The organism is Primorskyibacter aestuariivivens (assembly GCF_028023675.1).
GTDB lineage: Bacteria > Pseudomonadota > Alphaproteobacteria > Rhodobacterales > Rhodobacteraceae > Marinovum > Marinovum aestuariivivens.
The window spans coordinates 77,365-98,668 of record NZ_JAQIOZ010000010.1 but is presented as its reverse complement, the minus strand read 5'-3'; the positions used below and the strand labels follow the sequence as shown (position 1 = coordinate 98,668).

25 protein-coding genes are annotated in these 21,304 nt (G+C 58.5%); 6 read left to right on the top strand and 19 right to left on the bottom strand.

Features of this window, described 5'->3' with window-relative positions; translation table 11 throughout:
- Positions 1-9 precede the first annotated feature (9 nt).
- The 3 genes from PGB28_RS11900 to PGB28_RS11890 all read right to left on the bottom strand — a co-directional run bounded on the left by PGB28_RS11900 (position 10) and on the right by PGB28_RS11890 (position 2,174).
- A complete protein-coding gene (locus PGB28_RS11900; protein ID WP_271421733.1) occupies positions 10-1,473 on the bottom strand; it encodes a TolC family protein in 1,464 nt (487 codons plus the stop codon).
- Complete coding sequence (locus tag PGB28_RS11895; protein ID WP_110796868.1) at positions 1,473-1,694, bottom strand: hypothetical protein; 222 nt, start codon at positions 1,692-1,694, stop codon at positions 1,473-1,475. Before PGB28_RS11895 ends, PGB28_RS11900 begins: the two co-directional genes overlap by 1 nt.
- Before the next feature lie 75 nt (positions 1,695-1,769).
- Entirely contained in the window at positions 1,770-2,174 is a 405-nt protein-coding gene (locus PGB28_RS11890) for a hypothetical protein (protein ID WP_271421732.1), read from the bottom strand.
- Positions 2,175-2,437: 263 nt separating this feature from the next.
- On the opposite strand from PGB28_RS11890, the gene PGB28_RS11885 reads away from it, so the two are divergent.
- Positions 2,438-2,707, top strand: coding sequence for a hypothetical protein (locus PGB28_RS11885; RefSeq protein ID WP_110796946.1), 270 nt, complete (start codon positions 2,438-2,440; stop codon positions 2,705-2,707).
- Here the strand turns inward: PGB28_RS11885 and PGB28_RS11880 are convergent.
- The gene (locus PGB28_RS11880) at positions 2,704-3,366 is read right to left on the bottom strand and encodes a L,D-transpeptidase (RefSeq protein WP_110796866.1); all 663 of its coding nucleotides are present in this window, start codon (positions 3,364-3,366) and stop codon (positions 2,704-2,706) included. The two genes, PGB28_RS11885 and PGB28_RS11880, sit on opposite strands and share 4 nt — an antisense overlap.
- Positions 3,367-3,631: 265 nt before the next feature.
- On the opposite strand from PGB28_RS11880, the gene PGB28_RS11875 reads away from it, so the two are divergent.
- Entirely contained in the window at positions 3,632-4,273 is a 642-nt protein-coding gene (locus tag PGB28_RS11875) for a hypothetical protein (protein WP_271421731.1), read from the top strand.
- On the opposite strand, the gene PGB28_RS11870 is transcribed toward PGB28_RS11875, so the two are convergent.
- Positions 4,270-4,758 carry a disulfide bond formation protein B gene (locus PGB28_RS11870; protein WP_271421800.1) on the bottom strand — a complete coding sequence of 163 codons (489 nt, stop codon included), beginning with the start codon at positions 4,756-4,758 and terminating at the stop codon, positions 4,270-4,272. The two genes, PGB28_RS11875 and PGB28_RS11870, sit on opposite strands and share 4 nt — an antisense overlap.
- Positions 4,759-4,867: 109 nt before the next feature.
- The gene (locus tag PGB28_RS11865) at positions 4,868-5,143 is read right to left on the bottom strand and encodes an SHOCT domain-containing protein (protein ID WP_271421730.1); all 276 of its coding nucleotides are present in this window, start codon (positions 5,141-5,143) and stop codon (positions 4,868-4,870) included.
- Between the two features lie 181 nt (positions 5,144-5,324).
- Here PGB28_RS11865 and PGB28_RS11860 point away from each other — a divergent pair, with 181 nt between their 5' ends.
- The 3 genes from PGB28_RS11860 to PGB28_RS11850 are packed head-to-tail and all read left to right on the top strand — an operon-like array spanning position 5,325 to position 8,739.
- Entirely contained in the window at positions 5,325-6,107 is a 783-nt protein-coding gene (locus PGB28_RS11860) for a DsbA family protein (protein ID WP_271421729.1), read from the top strand.
- Positions 6,108-6,147: 40 nt separating this feature from the next.
- Positions 6,148-6,621, top strand: a complete 474-nt coding sequence (locus PGB28_RS11855; RefSeq protein WP_271421728.1) for a rhodanese-like domain-containing protein — start codon at positions 6,148-6,150, stop codon at positions 6,619-6,621.
- A gap of 60 nt (positions 6,622-6,681) precedes the next feature.
- Complete coding sequence (locus PGB28_RS11850) at positions 6,682-8,739, top strand: protein-disulfide reductase DsbD family protein (protein ID WP_271421727.1); 2,058 nt, start codon at positions 6,682-6,684, stop codon at positions 8,737-8,739.
- A gap of 5 nt (positions 8,740-8,744) precedes the next feature.
- Here PGB28_RS11850 and PGB28_RS11845 read toward each other — a convergent pair whose 3' ends face one another.
- The 6 genes from PGB28_RS11845 to PGB28_RS11820 all read right to left on the bottom strand — a co-directional run bounded on the left by PGB28_RS11845 (position 8,745) and on the right by PGB28_RS11820 (position 15,722).
- The gene (locus PGB28_RS11845; protein ID WP_271421726.1) at positions 8,745-9,386 is read right to left on the bottom strand and encodes a DUF3047 domain-containing protein; all 642 of its coding nucleotides are present in this window, start codon (positions 9,384-9,386) and stop codon (positions 8,745-8,747) included.
- A gap of 16 nt (positions 9,387-9,402) precedes the next feature.
- Complete coding sequence (locus tag PGB28_RS11840) at positions 9,403-10,116, bottom strand: MauE/DoxX family redox-associated membrane protein (RefSeq protein WP_456300296.1); 714 nt, start codon at positions 10,114-10,116, stop codon at positions 9,403-9,405.
- 70 nt (positions 10,117-10,186) lie between these two features.
- Complete coding sequence (locus tag PGB28_RS11835; protein WP_271421724.1) at positions 10,187-11,137, bottom strand: DUF305 domain-containing protein; 951 nt, start codon at positions 11,135-11,137, stop codon at positions 10,187-10,189.
- Between the two features lie 80 nt (positions 11,138-11,217).
- Positions 11,218-12,669, bottom strand: coding sequence for a multicopper oxidase family protein (locus tag PGB28_RS11830; RefSeq protein WP_333908233.1), 1,452 nt, complete (start codon positions 12,667-12,669; stop codon positions 11,218-11,220).
- A 130-nt stretch (positions 12,670-12,799) separates the two neighbouring features.
- Entirely contained in the window at positions 12,800-13,198 is a 399-nt protein-coding gene (gene cueR, locus PGB28_RS11825; RefSeq protein WP_271421722.1) for a Cu(I)-responsive transcriptional regulator, read from the bottom strand.
- A gap of 13 nt (positions 13,199-13,211) precedes the next feature.
- Positions 13,212-15,722, bottom strand: coding sequence for a heavy metal translocating P-type ATPase (locus tag PGB28_RS11820; protein ID WP_271421721.1), 2,511 nt, complete (start codon positions 15,720-15,722; stop codon positions 13,212-13,214).
- A 165-nt stretch (positions 15,723-15,887) separates the two neighbouring features.
- On the opposite strand from PGB28_RS11820, the gene PGB28_RS11815 reads away from it, so the two are divergent.
- The gene (locus tag PGB28_RS11815) at positions 15,888-16,082 is read left to right on the top strand and encodes a heavy-metal-associated domain-containing protein (RefSeq protein ID WP_271421720.1); all 195 of its coding nucleotides are present in this window, start codon (positions 15,888-15,890) and stop codon (positions 16,080-16,082) included.
- Positions 16,083-16,084: 2 nt separating this feature from the next.
- Here PGB28_RS11815 and PGB28_RS11810 read toward each other — a convergent pair whose 3' ends face one another.
- From PGB28_RS11810 to PGB28_RS11780, 7 genes are all read right to left on the bottom strand, one after another.
- Complete coding sequence (locus PGB28_RS11810) at positions 16,085-16,813, bottom strand: DsbA family protein (RefSeq protein ID WP_271421719.1); 729 nt, start codon at positions 16,811-16,813, stop codon at positions 16,085-16,087.
- A 1-nt stretch (position 16,814) separates the two neighbouring features.
- A complete protein-coding gene (locus PGB28_RS11805; protein ID WP_408636249.1) occupies positions 16,815-17,300 on the bottom strand; it encodes a c-type cytochrome in 486 nt (161 codons plus the stop codon).
- Positions 17,297-18,685 carry a multicopper oxidase family protein gene (locus PGB28_RS11800; protein ID WP_271421718.1) on the bottom strand — a complete coding sequence of 463 codons (1,389 nt, stop codon included), beginning with the start codon at positions 18,683-18,685 and terminating at the stop codon, positions 17,297-17,299. Before PGB28_RS11800 ends, PGB28_RS11805 begins: the two co-directional genes overlap by 4 nt.
- Positions 18,686-18,694: 9 nt before the next feature.
- Complete coding sequence (locus tag PGB28_RS11795; RefSeq protein ID WP_271421717.1) at positions 18,695-19,573, bottom strand: c-type cytochrome; 879 nt, start codon at positions 19,571-19,573, stop codon at positions 18,695-18,697.
- A 30-nt stretch (positions 19,574-19,603) separates the two neighbouring features.
- Positions 19,604-20,221: a c-type cytochrome gene (locus PGB28_RS11790; RefSeq protein ID WP_271421716.1), complete on the bottom strand. Its 618-nt coding sequence runs from the start codon at positions 20,219-20,221 to the stop codon at positions 19,604-19,606.
- Positions 20,222-20,241: 20 nt separating this feature from the next.
- Entirely contained in the window at positions 20,242-20,556 is a 315-nt protein-coding gene (locus PGB28_RS11785; RefSeq protein ID WP_271421798.1) for a c-type cytochrome, read from the bottom strand.
- Between the two features lie 119 nt (positions 20,557-20,675).
- Complete coding sequence (locus tag PGB28_RS11780; RefSeq protein WP_271421715.1) at positions 20,676-21,224, bottom strand: L,D-transpeptidase; 549 nt, start codon at positions 21,222-21,224, stop codon at positions 20,676-20,678.
- Positions 21,225-21,304: the final 80 nt, after the last annotated feature.

The window sequence follows — 21,304 nt, the reverse complement described above, 5'->3', positions numbered from 1 at the left end:
CAGTTCCTTTCAGTGTCCTGCGCCGCCACCGGCAGCAAGTGATGCGCCTTCTCCACCAGCGCCAGCACTGCCTTCACCACCGCCGTAGATGGCAGCGGTCAGGTCAGCTTGGGCCAAATAGAATTCACGCTTTGCATTTGCTGCTTCCAGTGACGCGCCTAGTTTTTCGCGCACGTCAGTAAGCAACTCGAAAGTGTTGGTGATCATGCCGTTGTAGGACAGCAAACCCTCCTCTTCGACGGTTGTTCGAAGTGGAACAAGAACATCGCGGTAATGGCGCGCGATTTGGTAGGATGCGTGGTAGGAAGTCTCTGCGCTGCGTGCTTCAGAGCGCACATTGACGGCCTTTTCCGCCAATACATTCGCCGATTGCAAATACATCAGCTCCGCTTTTCGCATACGCGCTTTGCCCGTATCGTAAATTGGGATTGCGAATTCCAACTCAAGCTGTGGCAACGTTTCGGTTTCGGTTCGACCGTCCTCACGTTCCCGCTCCGACTCAGCTCCGACAACAAGTTCAAGATCGCTTACGATCCTAGTCTTGTCCGTGAGGCCGAAAGCGCGTGCTTGTGCTTCCAAACCCAACTGGGCGACGCGTAAATCTACTCGGTTGGCCAATGCCTTGGCTTCGATACTTGTGACACGGCCAATCGATCTGGGAAGTTGTGGCAAAGCATCAGGAACAAAAAACTCAACGTCTGATCCCCACAACCCCATAAGTCTTGCAAGGTTCTCTTTAGAACGCGCGGCATTGAGCCGAGCCTGGGCCAATTGCCCGGCAAGTTCAGCGTTGAACGCCTGTTCCCGCGCCTGGCCTGCCTTGTTAAGCGCCCCAGTCTCCCCCAAGCGCAGGGCCAACTCAGACCCAGCATCGGACGTCGCCTTTGCCTGCCTGAGATAACCGACTGTCTCGAAAGCGGACACGGCTTCAATCCAGGCAGCTCGCGTTTCAGCGGCCAAGGAAAGCGTATCGTTCACTGCTGTCAGCTGGGCCTGCTGGAATGCAGTTTCAGCGATTGCCATTCGTTGCTTTCGAGTCGTCGCATCCAGAATATTTGTTCGGATCAGACCTTCTATACTCCGATAGAGCCCCAGTTCGGGTGCTCCAATTCCAACGAGCCCAATTGAAACAATTGGATTCTGGGGCGTGGACTGTTGCCATGCCTCAGCAGCCGAAAGCCCGACGTTGGCATACGCGGCTTGCAGACCTTTATTGTTCAGCAGAGCAACCTGAACCGCGGTGTCTGCGGACAGTGTTTTGCGGTAGACCAACGCTCGAACTTGCTTTTTCAAGGCTTCGTTCTCAGCTTGCGTTTCTGCAAAGGCGGTACGTTTGCCAATCGCTGCCGTCGTTTGGCTCGACACATTTGCGAACCCGGCCTTTGGCTCGGTGTAGATACCCGGAACAGCCGTCGCGCAGGCGCCCAAGAACAGTGGAAACCCGATAATTAGAGATAGTCTTGAAACACGCATCAGTTACCCTCCGTTTGTTCTTCGTTGACAGATCGCCAATCACGTGGGCCGGTCGGCGCACGATAGGTGTAGCCGGCCAAGGGGTTCTGATATTGAATTGGTGATGACACGGACGCGTTTGAAACTGCCTGTTGATCGGCCACACTAGGCAAGGGTGTGGGGTCAACACTGCACGCGCCGAGCGCGAGGGCAGCGGCCCCCGGAAAGATATAGAATTTCATGGATGGTACCTGATTTGTAAGAGACGTGTGACACGACGGCACTAGAACCGCATGACAAAACTCAAAGCTTAAGGATCAGATCAGGTGTCGAGGGGGGCGTTCTAAAGCAAGTGCATTTACCGACGTCTCGCGTTCGACATGATGCACGTAGCTTTCGACGGACGCAAAATGTGACGCGGCATTGTGCGATTGATGCAACGCAACAGACATGCAGAATCCGCTGCAACAATTATCTGACGTTTGCTGTCCAGCCGAGGTCGTTTTATCAGTATTACACGCGGCAAATGAAGCGATAGAAGAGTGGTCTGGTACTTCGTCAGCGGCGCTTGCGCCATGTCCAACAATCGTCTCTGTCTGTGCGTGCCCAAGGGAATGGCTTTCAGCGTGGCCCGCACCGGATGATGCCAGAACCAAAGAGACCACTGCCAGTAGGTTTAAAGCTGCAGCAAGCACTTGAGATATCCCAAAGAAACCGTTCATTGTCAAAACGATGAAGGTAAAATCCTAGTCTGTCAATGACTTGGGTGCGTTACATTCTGATACACTTCAGATTAACGTGATCTGCCCCACTTGGAAAGGTTTCGTACGCACTGCTATACTTTGGTTCTCGACAGAAGCCTTACTCGCTGGGCCTATCTTTTCTGAGCGATAGCGATTTGACGCAGGGAAGACTATTTCTTATGGTTCGGAAACCTGTGACACAATGCAACCGATGTCAGACCAGCCAGACGGATCTTCGATTTATGTACATAAGAAGCACGATTTTCCTCGCAACCGGTTTGGCTTTGGGGGCTTGCTCGGAGTCTTTCTCGAATTCAAAAGGCGCGTCGTCACGCCCGCAGTTACCGGAAAATATCGTAGAACTGGCAGCACCAAACCAGGACCTCGCGACCGCGTACTTTCGGCCCGAGGACAACTGCTACTGGTACATGCATGCGGGTCCGGTTGAAACAACGCCATTGCCGCTCAGGACGGCTGGCGGCAATCCGATCTGCGTCAAGCCGGCAACCTAGCTGCGGGCGGTGACACTATCTTCGGCAGAGTAGAGGTGGGCCGTCGAGCCAACTGCGACCTTGGGATAGAGTTCGTTGATGTGCGCCATGACCATTCGAACACATCCAGAGCTGGCCCGCCCGCCAATCGACCTCGATTGCGGTGATCCGTGGATCCGCAAGTACGTGTCGCGCTGGCCGACAAACAGATACAGTGCACGCGAGCCTAGGGGGTTCGTTGGACCCGGCTCCTGCCCGTCTTCGAACTGGGCGTATTCCGGATTGCGTTCGATCATGGACTTGGTTGGCGTCCAATGCGGCCACTCGACCTTGCGTCGGATCGTGTAGGTCCCCGGCTCGTAAAGATTGCCACGGGCAATCGCCACGCCATATCGCATCGCTGTCCCGCCCTCTTCGATATGATAGAGATACCGTGCCACTGCATCGACATGGATGTCTCCCGGCGTCAGACCAGCCCGCGCTTCAACCCGGCGCGGCAGGAAACGCGGTTGCAGACCCCAGGGGTTCGAGGTCTCAAGATCGAAATTCGCAGGCGTCACCTGCGCATCCCAGGCCGCTTTTTGCGACGCTGTCGGCCAAGTACTTGCGAGCACGGGAGGTGCAATCGGCGTTGAGAAAAGCGCCGTGCCGGTCGCGATGAAATGTCGTCTCGTAAGCATTTGGTTCAATTCCGGTTTTCTTCGTCAGTTGGCGAGCCCGCGGCGCGCTCGGTTCAACCGATGGTACATTCTACATGTACTGGTAATTCAAGAAGAAAGTCTGTTTCACACGCGCTTGTGTAACGTCGGCAGGATCTCAAAGCGCGCCGTGCAGGCATTTCCAGTGAACGAGACGAACCATGCCGGTCACAAGTGACAGCTGTCATTTCTCAAAGCCAGCTGCATGCAGGTCGACTTGCTGTGATCGCTATGTCAGCCTAGCCACATGGAACGATACTTCTCCACGGATATGCCAGGTGTTCATTTCGTGAGAAACGTCCTGTTGTTCAGCCTCGCGGCGCTGGTTCCAGTTCTCTGTCTCTATGTCTTGCTCGCCCCGGGATTTGGTTCAGCATTGCTCGGAGGGGGTCCCGCGCTCGGGCGGTTTCTCAGACAGGTTGCGACCAACGGTCTACCGGTCGTCTTTGCCATCAACTATCTGAGTTTCTTCCTGTTTGCCGTTGCGCAACAGCGAACGGCGCGTCACCGAGACCCAAGTATGTTTGTATTGGTGGATATCGGGGTTCGGGTTTTTCTGTTTCTCGCGCTGCACGCCTTGATCTATGTCTTGTCAGCGGATTGGTTCGGGTCGTTTGGTGGTAGTCGCAAAACAGCTTTGAGCGTTGTCGCGCCGACGCTTGCGCGCTCTGCATTCTTTGAAAACATCTCGGGTGTTTATCTCTACGCAACGATGGTGAGCGCGCTGCCGCTGTACATCACAACAATCAAACAGTCCCAGACCCTACGGCCATACGTCAGACTTGGCCCACGGAATTTTGCCGTGACCATTATTGCAATCCTGAGCTTTGGGCTTTCGGTAGCGTTACTGACGGTCGTCGCCGAAACTATCGCATACTTGCAAGGCTAGGTGGCCGAATACGTACTCTGAGCCTGGCGATGTTGCCATTCTCGAGCGAATGCGAGGAGCCATAGCCCGACGAGAGCAGCGCTCCACAAGGCGTTCCAACTGGCCATTGACAGAGTGAGAAATTCCCATGCGACCTGGTCACACATCACCAGAGTTGATGGACCAGATGATGCTGACGGAAGGAGGTCCGATCCGGAAAGGTTCGACAGATCCAGCCCCGACCCCGTGCAAGATGTTGGACCCTGCCACCAGTCTCGTTCGACACCCGTGTGAAAAACGCCAATGGCGGATGTGGTAGCCGCGGCTGCAGCGCCGATGACCATGAGACCTACGGGTGACAATCCGACGGCCAAGAGCGCGCCGGCAGCAATTGCCGCGCCATGCGGATATCTTTGCCAGATGCACATCGCGCAAGGTGCATAGCCAAGCGCCTGAAAAACAAATGCGGCCAGCAGGAGGACAGCGGATCCTCCGGCAGCGAGCATGCCAAGGTGTTTGCCGGTCACTTGTGCTACTTCCATTCAGTTGGATGTGGGGCTCAGCCTGTTTGAGAGAGTGACGAGGTCTTCCCTCCCCGTTTTTCGCCCTGCGTGGCTATTTGTCGGTCAGCAGCTTTTTCCTGGCGGCATAGTCGTCTGCGTCGATCTCACCCTTGGCGAAACGCAGGTCGAGTTCGCTTATGGCATCAGATTTTCCCGGTCTTTGGTCTCCAACGCCAGAGCTGCGAACGAACCAAATGATACCTGCGACCACCAGACCCAAGACGATGATCCAGAGGATCGGACCGAACATCATGCCCATTCCATATCCATAGCCCGACATGTGGCCATAGCCATCCGCGTCGGCCAAGGCCGGTGTAGCGAACAACACTGCCGGTACTCCTAATCGGTACATTTTCTCCTCCACGTGCACTGCTTGTCGCCCAATAGCGATGATGTAAGTTATACGTGCTCAACGCCCTGATCTCACGGCGAGAAATGTATCAGTTTGTAAAGTTGACCTGCGCCGCGACGTGACGATACCCAGTGGCACGGACCAACAAGGGCGTGGCATGGATTCCAAGAAGCGATCGACCCTACTTACGCTTGGCGCGATTGTCGCGGGATATGCAGCTTTGCGCACCGTTCCCTCCCTTCTGCCCGAAAAGTTGGAACTCGAGCCGCTCGAAAACCCAACCGGCTTCCGAAAGTATGTCGCGGGCGACACGTCGGGCGGGTTTGATCTTTTTGTGGGGCTGGACACACCAGAGGGTGCCGAGATTGTCGCGCGCAAGGAAGCCGCTTTCGAACGTGTTTCAGACAATATCTGCGGCGCGCTCTATGGTGACCTCGAGACAAGCGCGGCCAGAGTGCCGATGGCCTCATTCTCAGATTACTACTGTCCATACTGCCGCGTTCAAACCAAGCGGCTGGCGGAGATGACGAATTCGATGCCGAATGAAGTCGCGGTCGCTTGGCATGAACTGCCTCTGCTAGGTGACAGCTCAAACCTCGCTGCCAAAGCTGCCTTGGCAGCGAAACGTCAGGGCGCCTATGTCTCGTTCCACGAGAGACTGATGAAGACACCGTTCCAGGCGTCGCCTGAATATCTGTCCCGCCTCGCCGGCGATCTTGGCGTCGATGAGGATCAATTGGTTTCGGACATGGAGAGCGCCGAGGTTGTCCGAGAACTGGAAAACAGCTCCGCTCTTGCGCGTGTGTTTTCCTTTGTTGGCACACCTGCACTCGTCATTGGCCGTACTGTCGTTCAAGGGCAAATCAGCGATAGGATGCTCCGCGAAATTATCGATCTGGAACGCGAGGATGGTTGGGATTCAGCCTGTATGTCCGCGTGATACCATCCACCCCGAAAAGATCTTTTGCTAAGGTTGTACAATGAGGATCGGAGACCGCTTTCAGAGAAGACATTTTCTGGCGCTCGTTGCGGGCATCAGTGTGATGCCCGGTCTTGCGCGGGCAGTGACCCGCGACATCTGGTCGGCTCAGGAGGCTGCTGACGCTCTTGAAGACGATGCCATTTCCCTGATCGATGTGCGTACACGTGCGGAATGGACCGAGACCGGTCTGGCGAAGGGTGCATGGCCTATCAGCATGCACGAGCGAGGTTTCGAGCAACGGCTATTTGCGGCCCGCGATCTTTCTGCTGAAAGATCCGTCGCTTTGATTTGTGCCACTGGGGGTCGTAGCGCGCGGCTGCTCGCAGCCCTCAAGCGCGCCGGATATCCGGGCTTCATCGACGTCTCGGAAGGCATGCTTGGGTCTCGCCGCGGCCCTGGATGGATCGCGCGCGGCTTGCCGATAACTGATCTTGAGACGGCTCTCGCTACGCTCCCTGAAGCGCTACGTTGAATGGGGACACGCGTCAGGGCTTCCCGGTTTTCTTTGTGCCTCCTAGCGCTTGTCGCGTCTTTGGTCGCTCTCACACTGACCGAAGGCGTTCGTGCCGCGGAGTCGAACATTTATTCGAACTCGGCGGTCAACGCTCGACTTGTCTCGGCTGAAAACGGCGTCGCCCCGGACGCTGTCTCTATTTCGCTTGGGTTGGTCCTTGAATATGGTGAAGGCTGGAAAGGGTATTGGCGAACGCCTGGTGAAGTTGGGCTGGCTCCCGAAATCGACTGGACGGGCTCATCCAATCTCGCTTCAGCCGAAATCCTCTGGCCCGCACCGGAACGCTTTGAAGCCTTCGGCATCGAGAATTTCGGGTATTCTGGCGAGGTCGTCCTGCCAATCCGGGTGATGTTGGAAGATCGAGGCGAGCCTTTAGAATTGCGCGCTCGCGTGGCGCTTTTGACGTGTTCCAACGTCTGCGTGCCGCACACCTTCGATCTCGCTTTGGATCTGGCCAATGGCACAGGTATTGATCGGGCCTCAGCCAACGCAATCGCCACTTTCGTTTTTCAGGTGCCGGCCGCGCCAGAAGAAAGCGATATCGAGATCGATACAGTCGCCCTCGATGCAAAGACTTCCTCGCTATTCGTGACCGCTCAGAGCACCCAACCGTTCCAGACGGTCGATATCTTTCCAGAGTTCGGACCGCTTGTGACTTTCGGCAAACCGGATATCCGGCTCAGCCCTGACCGGTCCGAGCTTTGGGCTCGGATTCCGCTGAACGCGTGGTCGGACGATTACGTAGCGCCTCTCATGACCGTCACGGACGCGGATCGGGCGGTCACGGCTCCCGTGGTGTTGAGTGCGGACATCCCTGCCCCGCCATATGCCCGTTCCGCATCTGGAAGCGGCCCGTTTCAGCTGGTTTTGATTGCAGCGGTCGCTTTCCTCGGAGGGCTGATCCTCAATGTCATGCCCTGCGTACTTCCCGTCTTGTCGATCAAGCTCGCCTCGGTTCTGAAAGTGTCAGACCAGCCCCGACGTGTGATCCGCAATGGCTTTCTGTTTTCAGCTCTTGGTGTTCTGACATTCGTCTGGATGCTCGCAGTGCTTATTCTCGTTCTCAAATGGATCGGCGTTTCGGTCGGCTGGGGTATCCAGTTTCAGAACCCCATTTTTGTCGCTTTGATGTTCATCGTGGTCGCCGCTTTCGCCGCAAACCTGTTCGGTCTGTTCGAGATCGCCTTGCCAGTGGGCATCCAGGACCGCCTCGGTGCGGGGAGTGATCGCGCCGGATATGCTGCCGATTTCGGGACCGGCCTGCTTGCGGCAATTCTTGCCACGCCATGCTCGGCTCCGTTTCTCGGGACGGCGATTACATTCGCTCTGGCCGGTAACGCGGTCGACGTTCTCGTCGTCTTCACGGCACTCGGCATCGGCCTGGCTTCGCCTTATGTTCTGATCGCCGCGCGACCTGCACTGATCGAACGTATACCACGTCCCGGACGCTGGATGCTGTTTGTCAGGATGTTGCTCGGCGTTCTCTTGCTCGCGACTGCCGCTTGGCTTCTTTTCGTTCTCGTCGGTGTGGCCGGGTGGCGCGCGACGGTGCTGGTGGCCGTATCCGTCGGCGTGCTCATTCTTCTGGCCATGACGGAATGGTCATCCGTGTCTCTGCGGCGCATCTTGATGGCCGCCAGCCTCGCAATACCGCTCGTGGGCGTCGGGCTGTTCTCCTCGCAACAGCGATCCGAGGCTTCGACCGGGACCACCTATTGGCAGGCATTCGTTCCGCAGGACATCGCTCGGCACGTATCGGAGGGCCACACGGTTTTTGTGGATGTCACGGCTGATTGGTGCCTCACTTGCAAGGCCAACAAGACGTTGGTTCTGGATCGCGATTCTGTCGCTGACCGACTAAGCGACGAGGCGGTTATCGCGATGCAGGCAGACTGGACGAGACCTGACGACGAGATCGCGCGATTCCTGGAACGCCATGGCCGGTACGGCATTCCGTTCAACATCGTGTTCGGGCCAGAAGCCCCGTCCGGCATCGCTCTGCCGGAAGTCCTGAGCCAGACACTCGTGCTTGAAGCGCTCAATCGTGCCTCGACAAGAAACGTCGTACGCGATTGAGGAAGCTATTCCAGTACGAGGTCCGCAACCCAGGCGACAATTCTTCCGTCCGTGTCGTCGCTATCGGCAGAAATAGCCAGTCCGACCAGCGTGCCTGGGTTCTCGCCGAATGCGGTTCGGAAATCTCTCGCCAGATCGACACTTTCCCAATGTTCGCCCGCATCGCTAGTTCGCAGGACCATTGTGCGCAACCGTGGCGAGTACGGGCTGGGTAAGATAGACCCCAACTCATGCGCACCACCCCACACGTAGATCAGGGCCCGCGCGGAGTCTTCTCGCAAGATGCGGCGCGCGTTCTGGCCAGCGAGCGCATTGGCGCGGTCTGGATCCACGAAGACAAAATAGACCGACAAGTTTCGATCATCCCCGCCTTTGATCGTGAGATCCGTCGCGGAGACACCTTCCCGCACACGCCACGCCCAGCTGGCGGTTTCCGCCGAACGATGAGACTTCCCGACGGGGCGCCACAACAGCGAAACCGTGCCATCAGAGATCACATCCAGCTGCCGTCCACGCTGAATGTAATCGTTGGAAAAGAGACGCAGGAACCCCTGCTCCTTCCAGCTCCCGTCGAATGTCACGGTCTCAGATGCGAGGGCAATAGCGGGCTGGAACGCGACCACGGCCGCAAACGCGAGATTCCTCATACTCAGCCTCTTCAGGTCAAATCCATCCAAGTGCGCGCGTAAGCATCCATAGCCCCATAAAGATCATCATCAGGTTTTCGGTGAGCGACACGAAGCCAAGCGGCACATTGGAGCCACCCCCCACGCAGGCGCACTTTAACTCTCGCTTGTCGATATAGACCGCCTTGAAGACCGAAACAGCGCCGATGGTCCCGATGAAAAGCGCGATTGGTGCACTTACCCAGACCAGAGCGCCAGCAACCATGAGAACGCCGGCCAGCGCCTCCCCGAACGGATAAACATAGCCATAGCGCACCCATTGTTGCGCGAGCAAATCATAGTTCAGGAACATCGTTGAGAACGCTTCGACGTCCTTCAATTTCTGTACCGCGAGAAAGCACATCGAGATCGCAATGAACCACTCGAAGGCCCGGATTGTGAGGATCGACCCAAAGAACGCCCAACTGAGCCCGAGGGCCATTAGAAGCGCGACCGCGAAGATCGCGATAACCGGTTGATATGTGGTCTCGTCCGCTCCACGCACCTCCTGTCCAAAGTGCTGCCGTAGCGCGTCATAGCCGCCGATCCTCTCACCATCGATGAAGGTTTGAGGCGTCGTTTCGACGGCGTGCTTCTTCTTGAACGCGTCGGTTTCCTCGCGCGACGTAAGGTGGTGATCCTCAACCTCGTATCCCTTGCGCTCGAGTAGGTCTTTCGATTTAAGCCCATAGGGGCAGAGATGATCTGCCATGACCATTCGGTAGAGAACGGCCTTTTTCTCGTGAGATGCTGTATCCTTCGGCACGATAATCTCTTCCCCGTTAGGCGGCGCAGTTCCAGTAACCCATGAAGCCCACGGCAAGCGCTGGTTCGCTGGTCAGTTCGAAGAGAAGCGTCGCATCTTCCCCGTCGTTTCCTTCGCCTGGACTAACCGTCAACCGGCCGCCATCGCCACTCATGACGCCCCCATTCGAAACACCACCGTCTGCTTGGAACGTCACGAGTGCGCCCGATACTTTTGCCACGCCGTTGCCGCTCCCATCGGTCGCTAGAACCGGATCGGCGTTCACAGCACGAACGAAAGTGCAGGCCGGGTCTGCTCCAAGAACGCGGGTGATTTCCTCTTCCGACAGCGGAGCAGGACGAATTCCCGCGATAACCGGCGTTGAAATCGCCTGAGACAGACTTTCAATCGGCGTCGGACCTTCGGTCTTGCCAAGTGGCCAGTCAGGACCCGCCTCGCCGTTTGCTGCGATATCGGCCAAGAGGAACCGCATCTCCGCGATTTCCCGGTTCTGAGCATGAACGATTTCTTTCGCAAGCGCGGCGACACGCGGGTCAGTGACCTCAGCCCGCTCGCTGGTCATGATCGCAATTGAGTGGTGCGGGATCATGGCACTCATCCAGCTTTCGTCTTGAACTGTTTCCTGGCTGCGCACCAGCCAAAGGGCTCCGGCAAAAAGAACCGCAGAACCCAACAGGATTGCCGCGTTGGCCGCCACGTTGCGGTACATGCCCCACATGAAGAGCAGCATGACCATCGCCATTGTCGCCCCCATGACGAACATCATGTAAAATCGGGTTTCGCTCCAGTAGATGTGCTCGAAAGCGTATGTGTTCAGATACATCAGACCGAACATCAGCGCGGTCGACGTCCCAACCATGGCAAAGAAGCGGCCATAGGCCGAACCTGGGCGGTGGGTATCCGTGTCACGATCGGTTCGAGACCCCTCTCGCGACACGTCTGCGTTCTGTTGTGTCGTATTGGACATGGTGAACCTCCGGTATGTTCTGCCAACAAAACGACCCTCCAGCGTGGAAGGTTCCCGAAAATCCGAATTACCGCACCACATCAGACACTTCGAACATCCAGCTCCGTCATCATTCCGGTCGCCATATGCGCCATGTGATGGCAATGCAGCATCCAGGGCGCGACTTCGCCAGCGTCGAAAGCCACCGTCACCATGCCCATGGCAGGGACGTGGACGGTATCGCGGACGGCTCCTGCAATTTGCATCCCGTTAACATTGACGACTTGAAAGACGTGCCCATGGGGATGCATTGGGTGCGCCATCATCGACATGTTGTGAAACATCATCTCGATCCGCTCGCCCTGAAGAACGGCGATTGGAGTGTGCCTTCCCCACAGCTGACCGTTGATCGTCCATGAGTAGGGCGACATCGCGCCGCCGAGCATGACCATGTGGGTCCTGTCGGGCCGCTTGAATGCCAGCGGATGCTTCGCCCGGAGCGCCGTTTCCAACGAAACATCTCCGGAAAACGCCGGGTGAGTGTTGTCGCTCATCGTCGCGATTTTGGGCACTTGCGCACCAGCGGGCGCGAGGATGAGCCCGGTCCGTTCTCGTGCCCCCTCGCGCAGGGCCAGAACAGGCACGGTTGTGCCGTCTGTGGGAATCCGCACTTCGATATCCAGTCGCTGACCCATGGCGACCCCGAACCGCGTTCCATAACTTGGCTCTACGAGATCTCCATCAACTGCCACCAGTTCGCCGTTCGATCCTCCAAGATCGATCCAGAATGCCGTCATCGAAGAGGCGTTGATGATGCGCAGGAGAACACTTCCCCCCTTGTCGACTGGCACGATCTCGGGGTCGTCGAGAGTCCTGTCGTTCGCAATATGGGCGTCGAATTCGAAGTCGTTCAAATCCATCGTCATGCCCCCGTGATCCATGCCGGGCATCGCCATCGCACCGTGGTCCATTCCGGCCATGCCGGGCATCTGCATGGGATCAGAGCTGTGGCTGCCAATGATCTGTCGCGGTTTCGCGCCGATCTGGCTGCCATCCTGGACCCTGCCGTGATCCATCGCAGCACCTGAGGTAAAGTCCGCCAGGATTTCCTCGCCGGACCGGAAAGAAAAGTCGTGCAGGAACATCACGACTTCCTGCCTGTCGTTCGCTATGTCCCATGGGCTGCGCACGATCAGCGGTGCCGCGAGGAGATCGATTTCCTGGGCTGGAACGTGGCTATGCATCCAATAAGTGCCTGAACGCGGCATGAAGTCGAACGAGCGGCTTGTGCCTGGCGCGATCATGGGGTTCGTGTTCGAAACCCCGTCCATGACGTTTGGAGGAATCTGTCCATGCCAGTGCACGATGGTTTCTTCGTTCAGGTTGTTGGACAGGTCGACCCGGAAACGTGCCGCGGGATCAAGAACCAGGCCAGATCTTCCTGACGCATCCACGATCCCTTTAACAGTTGCCGCCCGGCCACTGATATCGAGCGTTCGGGTCGTTATTTTCAGGGTTGTTGCGTCCGACTGCGTAAGTGCCTCTGCGCCCACTACGGCCGGGACAGCATAAACGGCGAACGTAGCGGCGGAATTGGAGAGGAAGGAGCGCCTCGAAAGACACTTCATTTGACTTGCTTTCGAAAAGGGCACCGTTGCCCGCTGCAGAATTACGTGTCGTCGCCTAGGATCGTGCCGGATCGCCGGCCAGGTCGCTCAGGATCGGACAATCCGGACGATGGTCGCCGTGGCAGGATTTGATCAGATGGGAGAGCGTCTCTCGCATTGACTGAAGCTGCGTGATCTTTTCGTCAATCGCGGTCAGATGGTCCTCTGCAATGGCCTTGACCTGCACGCTTTCGCGGCTTTCGTCCTCATAGAGGCTGAGCAGGGTCCGGCAGTCCTCGATGGAAAACCCGAGGGCGCGGGCACGACCGAGAAATGCGAGCTTGTGCACATCCATCTCGCGAAAGGCCCGGTAGCCGTTGCCACTTCGTTGCGGGCGAACCAGACCGATATCCTCGTAATAGCGAATGGTCTTGGGCGGGATACCAGAGCGTTCCGCGACTTCTCCAATATTCATGGGGCTCAATCTCCTATTCTGCCGGTTGGGTATGGGCCTGCGTGAGTGGCGTCTCAGTCTTTGGCGGCTCATACATCGCGGGGGCAATACGGCGCAGGCGCAGCGCATTGGTCAGGACCGAAACCGAGGACAGCGCCATCGCGCCCGCGGCGAAAACTGGAGACAGCAGCAACCCGAAGGCGGGGTAAAGCACACCCGCAGCAACCGGGATCAAGGCCACGTTGTAGCCGAACGCCCAAACGAGGTTCTGGCGGATATTCGACATCGTCCGCTTCGACACCTCGACCGCGTTCACCACGCCGCGCAGATCGCCTGACATCAGCACCACATCGGCGGACTCGATCGCCACGTCCGTGCCCGTGCCGATCGCGATGCCCACATCGGCATGCGCCAGCGCAGGCGCGTCGTTGATCCCGTCGCCCACGAAGGCAATCTTGCGGCCCCCTGCCCTCAGGTCATCAAGCGCCGCGACCTTTCCGTCCGGCAGCACGCCCGCGATGACCTGGTCGATCCCTGTCTCGCGGGCGATGGCCTCGGCCGTCTCCTGCTTGTCGCCGGTAATCATGGCGACCTGGAAGCCTCGGCCGTGGAGAGCGGCAATTGCGTCACGGCTCGCGGGTTTTACCGGATCGGCAACCGCGATGACGGCAGCCAACTTGCCATCAACGGCCGCGTAGAGCGCGGTGCGACCACGGCTGGCCAGATTTTTTTCGGTGTCGACAAGGGACGCGATGTCGACGTTCTCGCGGATCATGTAGCGATCCGCACCAACCATGACCTCTTTGCCATCGACCATGGCCGCGACCCCGTATCCGGTAACTGACCGGAAGCCGGACGCAGAGGGAACTGTGATGCCTTCGCTGCGCGCGCCTCGGACGATGGCCTCGGCAATCGGATGCTCTGACTGCTCCTCCACGGCAGCGATCAGACCCAGGACGGATTCGCGGTCGAAGCCTTCTGCGACGACGACATCGGTCAGCGTTGGTTTGCCCTCTGTCACCGTTCCGGTCTTATCAAGCGCGATGACATTGACGGTTGAGAGTTCCTGAAGCGCGTCACCTTTGCGAAACAGAACACCCATCTCGGCTGCGCGACCTGTCCCCACCATGATCGAGGTCGGCGTGGCAAGCCCCATGGCACAGGGGCAGGCGATGATCAGCACTGACACTCCCGCCACCAGCGCAAAGGTCAATGCCGGGTCAGGGCCGACCAATAGCCAAACAACAACTGTCAGGGCTGCCAAGGCCATGACGGCGGGCACGAACCAAAGCGTTACCCGGTCCACCAGTCCCTGGATTGGCAGTTTGGCGCCCTGCGCCTCTTCGACCATGCGAATGATCTGCGCGAGCGTCGTGTCAGAGCCTACGCGTGACGCTCGGAAAGTCAGGCTGCCGGTGCCGTTTACCGTGCCGCCGGTGACGGTTGCGCCTGCGGCTTTCGTTATGGGCACAGGCTCGCCTGTTATCATGCTCTCGTCAACGTTGCTGGTCCCATCAACGACCTCACCATCGACGGGAATCCGCTCGCCAGGGCGCACGAGGATCGTGTCGCCAACGCCGAGCGCATCGACGTCAACCTCGACGGTCTCACCATCACGCAGGACGCGGGCGGTACGGACCTGAAGTCCCAGGAGCGACTGGATAGCCGCGCCAGTCCGTCCCTTCGCTCGGGCTTCGAGCCAGCGTCCGATCAGGATGAGCACGACAATAACGGCAGCGGCCTCGAAATATACTGCGCGCACGCCCACAGGCAGCAGGCCGGGAAGGAAGGTTGCGACCACCGAGTAGGTCCAAGCGGCACCTGTGCCTACAGCGACAAGACTGTTCATGTCCGGGGCACCGCGAAGCAGCGCCGGAATACCCTTCAAAAAGAAGTGCCTGCCGGGGCCGAAGAGAACGATCGTCGTCAGAACGAACTGGATGACCCAGGATGTCTGGGTCCCGATGCTGTTCGCTATGGCCATATGAAAGGCCGGGACAAGGTGTGCGCCCATCTCCAAAACGAAGACCGGGAGTGTCAGAGCCGCCGCAAAGAAGACGTTGCGGCGGAGTTTATCCGCTTCTTCCGCCTTGCGTTCTACGCGCGACTGGCTGGCGTTCGCTTCCGCGACCTCGGCGGGGTAACCAATGGCCGCAGTCGCAGCCATCAGATCAGCCGTCGCGACTGCACCTTCAAGGAATTCGACGACGGCTGTCTCGGCGGCGAGATTCACGGTCACGGACAAGACACCTGGCACGTCAGCCAGCGCCTTATCGACCCGCCCGACGCAGGAGGCGCAGGACATGGATGCAATGTTGAGAGTGACCCTCGCGGTCCGCGCAGGGTAGCCCAGTGTATCCAGCGCCCTAGCGGCGTCTTGCAGACGGGCCGGGTCGTTGACGGACAGTCGTGCGGATTCAGACGCGAGGTTGACGGAGACATCGGAGATGCCTTCCAGCGCCGAAAGGGATTTTTCCACACGACCAACGCAAGACGCGCAGGTCATGCCTTCGATGCTAAGAGTGACTTGCGAGTTTTGGATCATGTCGGTTCGCCTTATCTGAGTTCACAACGGATATAGGGATTCCAGTGACTGGAAGCTCAATAGGGCAGATGAAAATATTTTTGTTTTGCCCTACTCACCGACCTCCACTTGACCTTCCACTTGCTGGAATCCCTATCTCGAGCCCAAGTCAGGAAAGGACCTCACATGAAATTCCACGTACCAGACATGAGCTGCGGCCATTGCACCGCTGCAATCACAAAAGAAATCGCAGGTCTCGATCCTGCAGCTCAGGTTTCAACCGACCTCGATGCCCGGACGGTTGAAGTCACAACTTCCCAAACCGACGGGGCCGTGATCCAAGCAATCAAGTCTGCCGGGTACGAGGCGGCACCGGTGTAAGATCACTGGCTTGCTGCACGCGCTTCTTCCGTGAGACGAATCATCTGGTCCGCCTCGATTACGCCGGGAACGAGCGCATCGCCGATCACGAAGGATGGTGTTCCATTGAAACCGAGCGCACGGCTCAGCTCCATCGACGCTGCGATATGCGCATCGATTTCCGGAGACTCCATGTCGCGCCGCAATTGCGCGACATCCAGTCCAACCTGCCCGGCCATCTGAATCACAGAGGCCGCTTCGGCCCGTCCGGCCATCCCCATAAGCGCCCAGTGGAACTCTTCGTACTTGCCCTGCTCGCGTGCGGCGAGCGCCGCGCGTGCGGCAAAGACGGACCCGTCGCCCAGAATTGGCCACTCCCGATAGACCAGCCGGACATTCGGGTCTGCTTCCAGCAATGCTTCGATATGCGGCTTCACGCGGCGGCAATAAGGACAGTTGTAGTCGAAGAACTCGACAACTGTCACATCGCCTTCTGGATTGCCGAGCACCGGCGCATTCGGGTCGTTTTCCAGTAGATCGCGGTTCTCGGATAGAACGGTTGCAGCGGCTGCGGCCTGACGCTGCTGCTCGCGCTGCTCTATGATCTGAACCGCCTCCAATACGATCTCGGGGTTCTCGCGAATAGCCTCAAGCACGAGTTCCTTGACGCGATCTTCGCTTAGACCGTCGGCCTGAACGGCAAGTGGGACAACGAGGATCGACGCCAAAACCAGCCTCAAAAGTATTTTCATCTCAATTTTCCCTCTTCCGTGTCTCGCCTTCGGTCCGCACCGCTTGCATTTCCTGTATTCGGTCGGGCCAGGTCGATTTGATGTATCCAAGAATGTTCCAGATCTCCTGATCGGAAAGCTGATCCCCGAAGCCTGGCATACTGCTATCGAACTCCATGCCCTGAGCCGCCATCAGTGCGCGGCCACCAAGCTTGGTGTACTCAAAAAGAACCTGATCCCCGTGATGCCAGGTGTGTCCTGTCTCGTCATGCGGCGGTGCCGGTAAGCGACCGTCCTCGCCCGGGCTTTGCCAGTTCTCCTGTCCTTCCAGACTGGCACCATGGCAGGACGCACAATTCTCGACGTAAAGGGTTTGGCCCGCGGTGATATCCACGTCTTTTGGCATGACCCCGCTATCGGAGCCTGCCGCATTGGCCATCCAGAAAAGGATCCCCGCTCCAACCATGGCGATAGAAACAGCCCCGACAAAGGCAGTGCCCCGGTTCATGCCACGTCGATCCAGGTCATCATGCCCGAAGCTGAGTGCGACAGCATATGACAATGCAGCAGCCATTTGCCGGGGTTGTCGGCCACGAACGCAATGTCGCGGACCTCGCCACGATCCAGCAGTGTCGTATCCCGAAGCGGCCCAAGGATCCCGTCGGGTGCCATTTCATGAAAATGCATTCCGTGCAGATGCATGGCATGGGGGAACGCCGTATCATTGGTGATCTTCAGGCGCACCGTCTCACCGCGCGACAAGGCCGCGAGCGGTGCGCCGTCCATGCCGCCGACCGCTCCGTTGAACGCCCAAAAGTTGCCGGACTGCATCATGTCGCGCATGGACGACATCTGCCCGCCCATCATCGCTCCCATCATGCCGCCCATAGCACCGCCCTGCATGAGCAATTCAAGTTTTGTGGCCTCGGCCAGATCCGGTATCGCATGGGCGTTCGGGGGCAGCGCGCGGGGAGCGTCCCGTCGCGCGCGGGTAGCGTCTCCGGTCACTTCGAAAGCCACTTGCGAAAAACTCTCGTTGCGGTCGATCTGCACGATATGTCCGGCGCCACCAGCTTCCGCAGTCACGTCAACGATCAGATCGACCCGCTGCGCGGGCGCCAGGACGATATTCCCATCGATCGGCCTTGGCTGGGCGAGGGGCATGCCATCGAGCGCAACGATCCAGCCTTCGAGACCATCGAGCGCCAGTTGAAAAACGCGCGCATTTGCAGCGTTGATCATGCGCAGGCGCAGACGTTCGTGCCGCTTGACCGGCAGTGCGAGGTTATAGGTGGCGTTCGTGGTTATGTAGTTGCCTAGCCGCCCGGCGTGGCTCAGATCGTGCATCGCCCCGAAGGTATCCGCGATCTGGGCGGTCTCGGGGTCGACAAGCCAATCGTCAAGGATCAGAACCTCCTCACGGTCGATATCGATCGGCTCCGGCTCTTCGACGATCAGCGCGCCATGAAGGCCGCGTGCTACCTGTTCGAACGACTGGTTATGCGCGTGGTACCAGTAGGTGCCCGCATCAGGTGCCACGAAGTCGTACTGAAACGATGCACCGGGCGCGATGGCGTCCTGGGTGAGACCTGCAACACCATCCATCGCGTTGTCGATGCGGATCCCGTGCCAGTGGGTGGAGGTCGCGTCGGGCAGGTCATTGATCAGACGCCTTTGAACGCGCGCGCCCTGCGCCACCCGGATTTCCGGCCCCGGCGCCGTTCCGTCAAAACCCCAGATACGGGTCTGCCCATATTTCTCTGGCAGAAGCTGGACATCGGCGACACGCGTGTGCAGGTCGATTGGGGTGGCTGCCCAGCCACGCCCTGCGCCAAGCGTTGCGAGCGCGGCACCTGCGGCGATAAACTTTCTGCGGCTGAGGTTCAGGGTCATCAATAACTCTCAATTTTCGGACAGGTCGTTGTCCAGGATGTAAGTGGCCATGGCGGCAAGGTCAGCATCACTCAAAAACGCCGTTCCGTAATTCACGACTTCCGCCATGCTGCCGCCGAACACATCACCTTCTGGCGTGATCCCGGTGCGGAGAGCATAGGCCAAGCTGTCAGCGTCCCAACCTGCGGCCTGAAGATCGGCGGGCAGGATCGAGGGCGCACTTTTGCCGTCCGGCAGACTGTCGTTTCCGGCAAATATCCGGTCCGCGATCCGGGCCCCGGCAATGTTTCGGTCCGTGTGACAGGCGCCGCAATGGGCCGCCCCTCGCGCCAGCCATTTGCCGCGGTTCCAGGCATTGCTGCGTTCTTCAACCGGATCGGTGTCCGGCTCCGACAAATAGGCCGCCCGCCAAAGCTTCAGCCCCCAGCGTTGATCAAATGGAAAACTGGCCGCGTGCGCTGGTGATGGTTCTGGAACCGCTGGAACGGTCTGAAAAGCTGCCCAGAGATCGGCGATGTCCTGATCTGAGAACTGCGCGTAGAACGGATAGGTGAATGTGGGGTAGTACGGCTCACCCTCCGGCGACACGCCCTGCCGGACGGCGCGCGCAAAGTCGGAGATCGTCCAAGCTCCCATTCCGTGATCGGGATCGGTTGTCAGGTTTGGCGGGTAGAAGGTTCCGAAGTCCGTCACGAGCGGTGCGCCCCCGGCCAGCGGTGCGCCTCCGGCCTCGAAATTGCTGTGACACGCAATGCATCCGGACGCGCGCGCCAGATATGCCCCGCGAACCACGTCGCCTTCGAGGACCTCGAGTGACTCAGGCGGCTCGATCCCGATTGGCCATGCAACGAGGGCTATACCTCCCGTCACGCCAACAGTCGCAGCCATTAGGAGTCCCCGGAACAGCAACCGCACGCGTCAGTTTTCCTCAGCCCGGAACTTCTGATGACAGGCCGAACACGTCTGCGTCACGGCCATGAACCCTGCATTGACGGGCATTTCTGCCAGCATTTCGGTGGTCATCATCTGTCCTGGCGTGCCACCCATCATGCCTTGACCCGTTCCCATCATCCCCTGGCCGCCGCCCATCATGGTCTGACCGGTTCCCATCATTCCCTGGTCTGTCCCCATCATGCCACTGCCGGGCATGTCCCCGGGGCCACCGAGGCCATTGCCCGCGGCCAGCTTCATGCCCTCAGCACTGGATCGTAGGGCTTCCGCCAGAGCAGCAAACTCTTCCCAATCCTCCCAGATCGCGTCGAGCGCCTCCGACGGGGCTCCATTTGACCCTTCCGGGAACAGCTCGGTCATCTGGGTGCCCGCGTGACCGATCATCGTGTCAGCCGCATTGCGCACGACGTCCGGGTCATAGGCGGTCTGGCCACGCATCATGGGCGTCAGGCGCTTCATAGCGTCGCCCATTTCGCCCATTGCATCCATCCGCTCTTTCATCACCCCGGTCGCGCCGGAATGCGCGAGTGCCGCCAGTCCGACGGCCGAGATAGCAGCGGCCATTGCCCAAGTCTTCAATTGCATTTTGCGCTCCTCATTGTTCCTCAATTGATCCCGTTCGCGCGCTGCAATTCGCGCACATAGGCCACGATCATTTTCACATCGCCATCGGTCACGCCTTCGACTGGCGGCATGTTGCCAAAGCGCCAATGGTGCGCGCGGACGCCATTCTTGGCTGCAAGAAGAAAAGCCGCGTCGCCGTGGTGGCTCGGTTCATAAATCTTGTGAACAAGGGGAGGTGCGACGCCATCCTGTCCGGCCGCATTCGCGCCATGACAGGCAGCGCATTTTGCATCGAAAGCGGCTTTGCCGATTTCTGCATTCGCTGAAAGCATCTCCGGAACCGCGACATCGACCATTGCTGGGCCAGTTCTGTCCGAGCTTGACGCAACATCCGGCTCATCGCCTTCTCCCGACCACCAAAAACCAAAGCCCAGTAATGCTGCCAGAGCAACCGCGATGAGAGTGTATCGTCCCATCAGATCAGCTTGACCTGTGTGCCGACCGGGACGCGATCGAACACCTCTTCAATGTGTTCATTGTAAAGACCGATGCAGCCATTCGATGAGCGACGACCGATCTTGCGCGTGTCTTGCGTGCCGTGGATCCGGTAATACTCCCAGGAAAGATAAAGGGCCCGCGTGCCAAGCGGATTGGCTGGATCACCGCCCGGAATGCGCAGTGGCCATTCAGGGTTGCGTTCGCGCATGGATGGCGTCGGCGCCCAACTCGGGTTCTCTCGCTTCTCTACAACTTCTGTGTAGCCGCGCCGTGTCAATTCATCCGAGATCGGAACAGACGTCGGATATAGACGCATCTCTCCCTCAGCGGTCCAATGTTGGAGGACCATCGATGTCGTGTCAGAGATGATGAGCCCAACCCCGAGTGTGTCGAAATGGTCTTCCCAAGCGTGGGTACGAAAGGACGAGACATTCCGTCGAACTGGCTCAGCGGTCTCAGCGGTGACAACGGACGGCGCAAATAGGAGCGTTGTACCCAAACCGCCCGCGAAGGCGCGTCTGGACATCAGGTATCGGTTCCTTGATTGCATGGTTCTGTCTCATTCCATGTCGATTGCCTTGTATTTTAGCGGACATGGAAGAATTC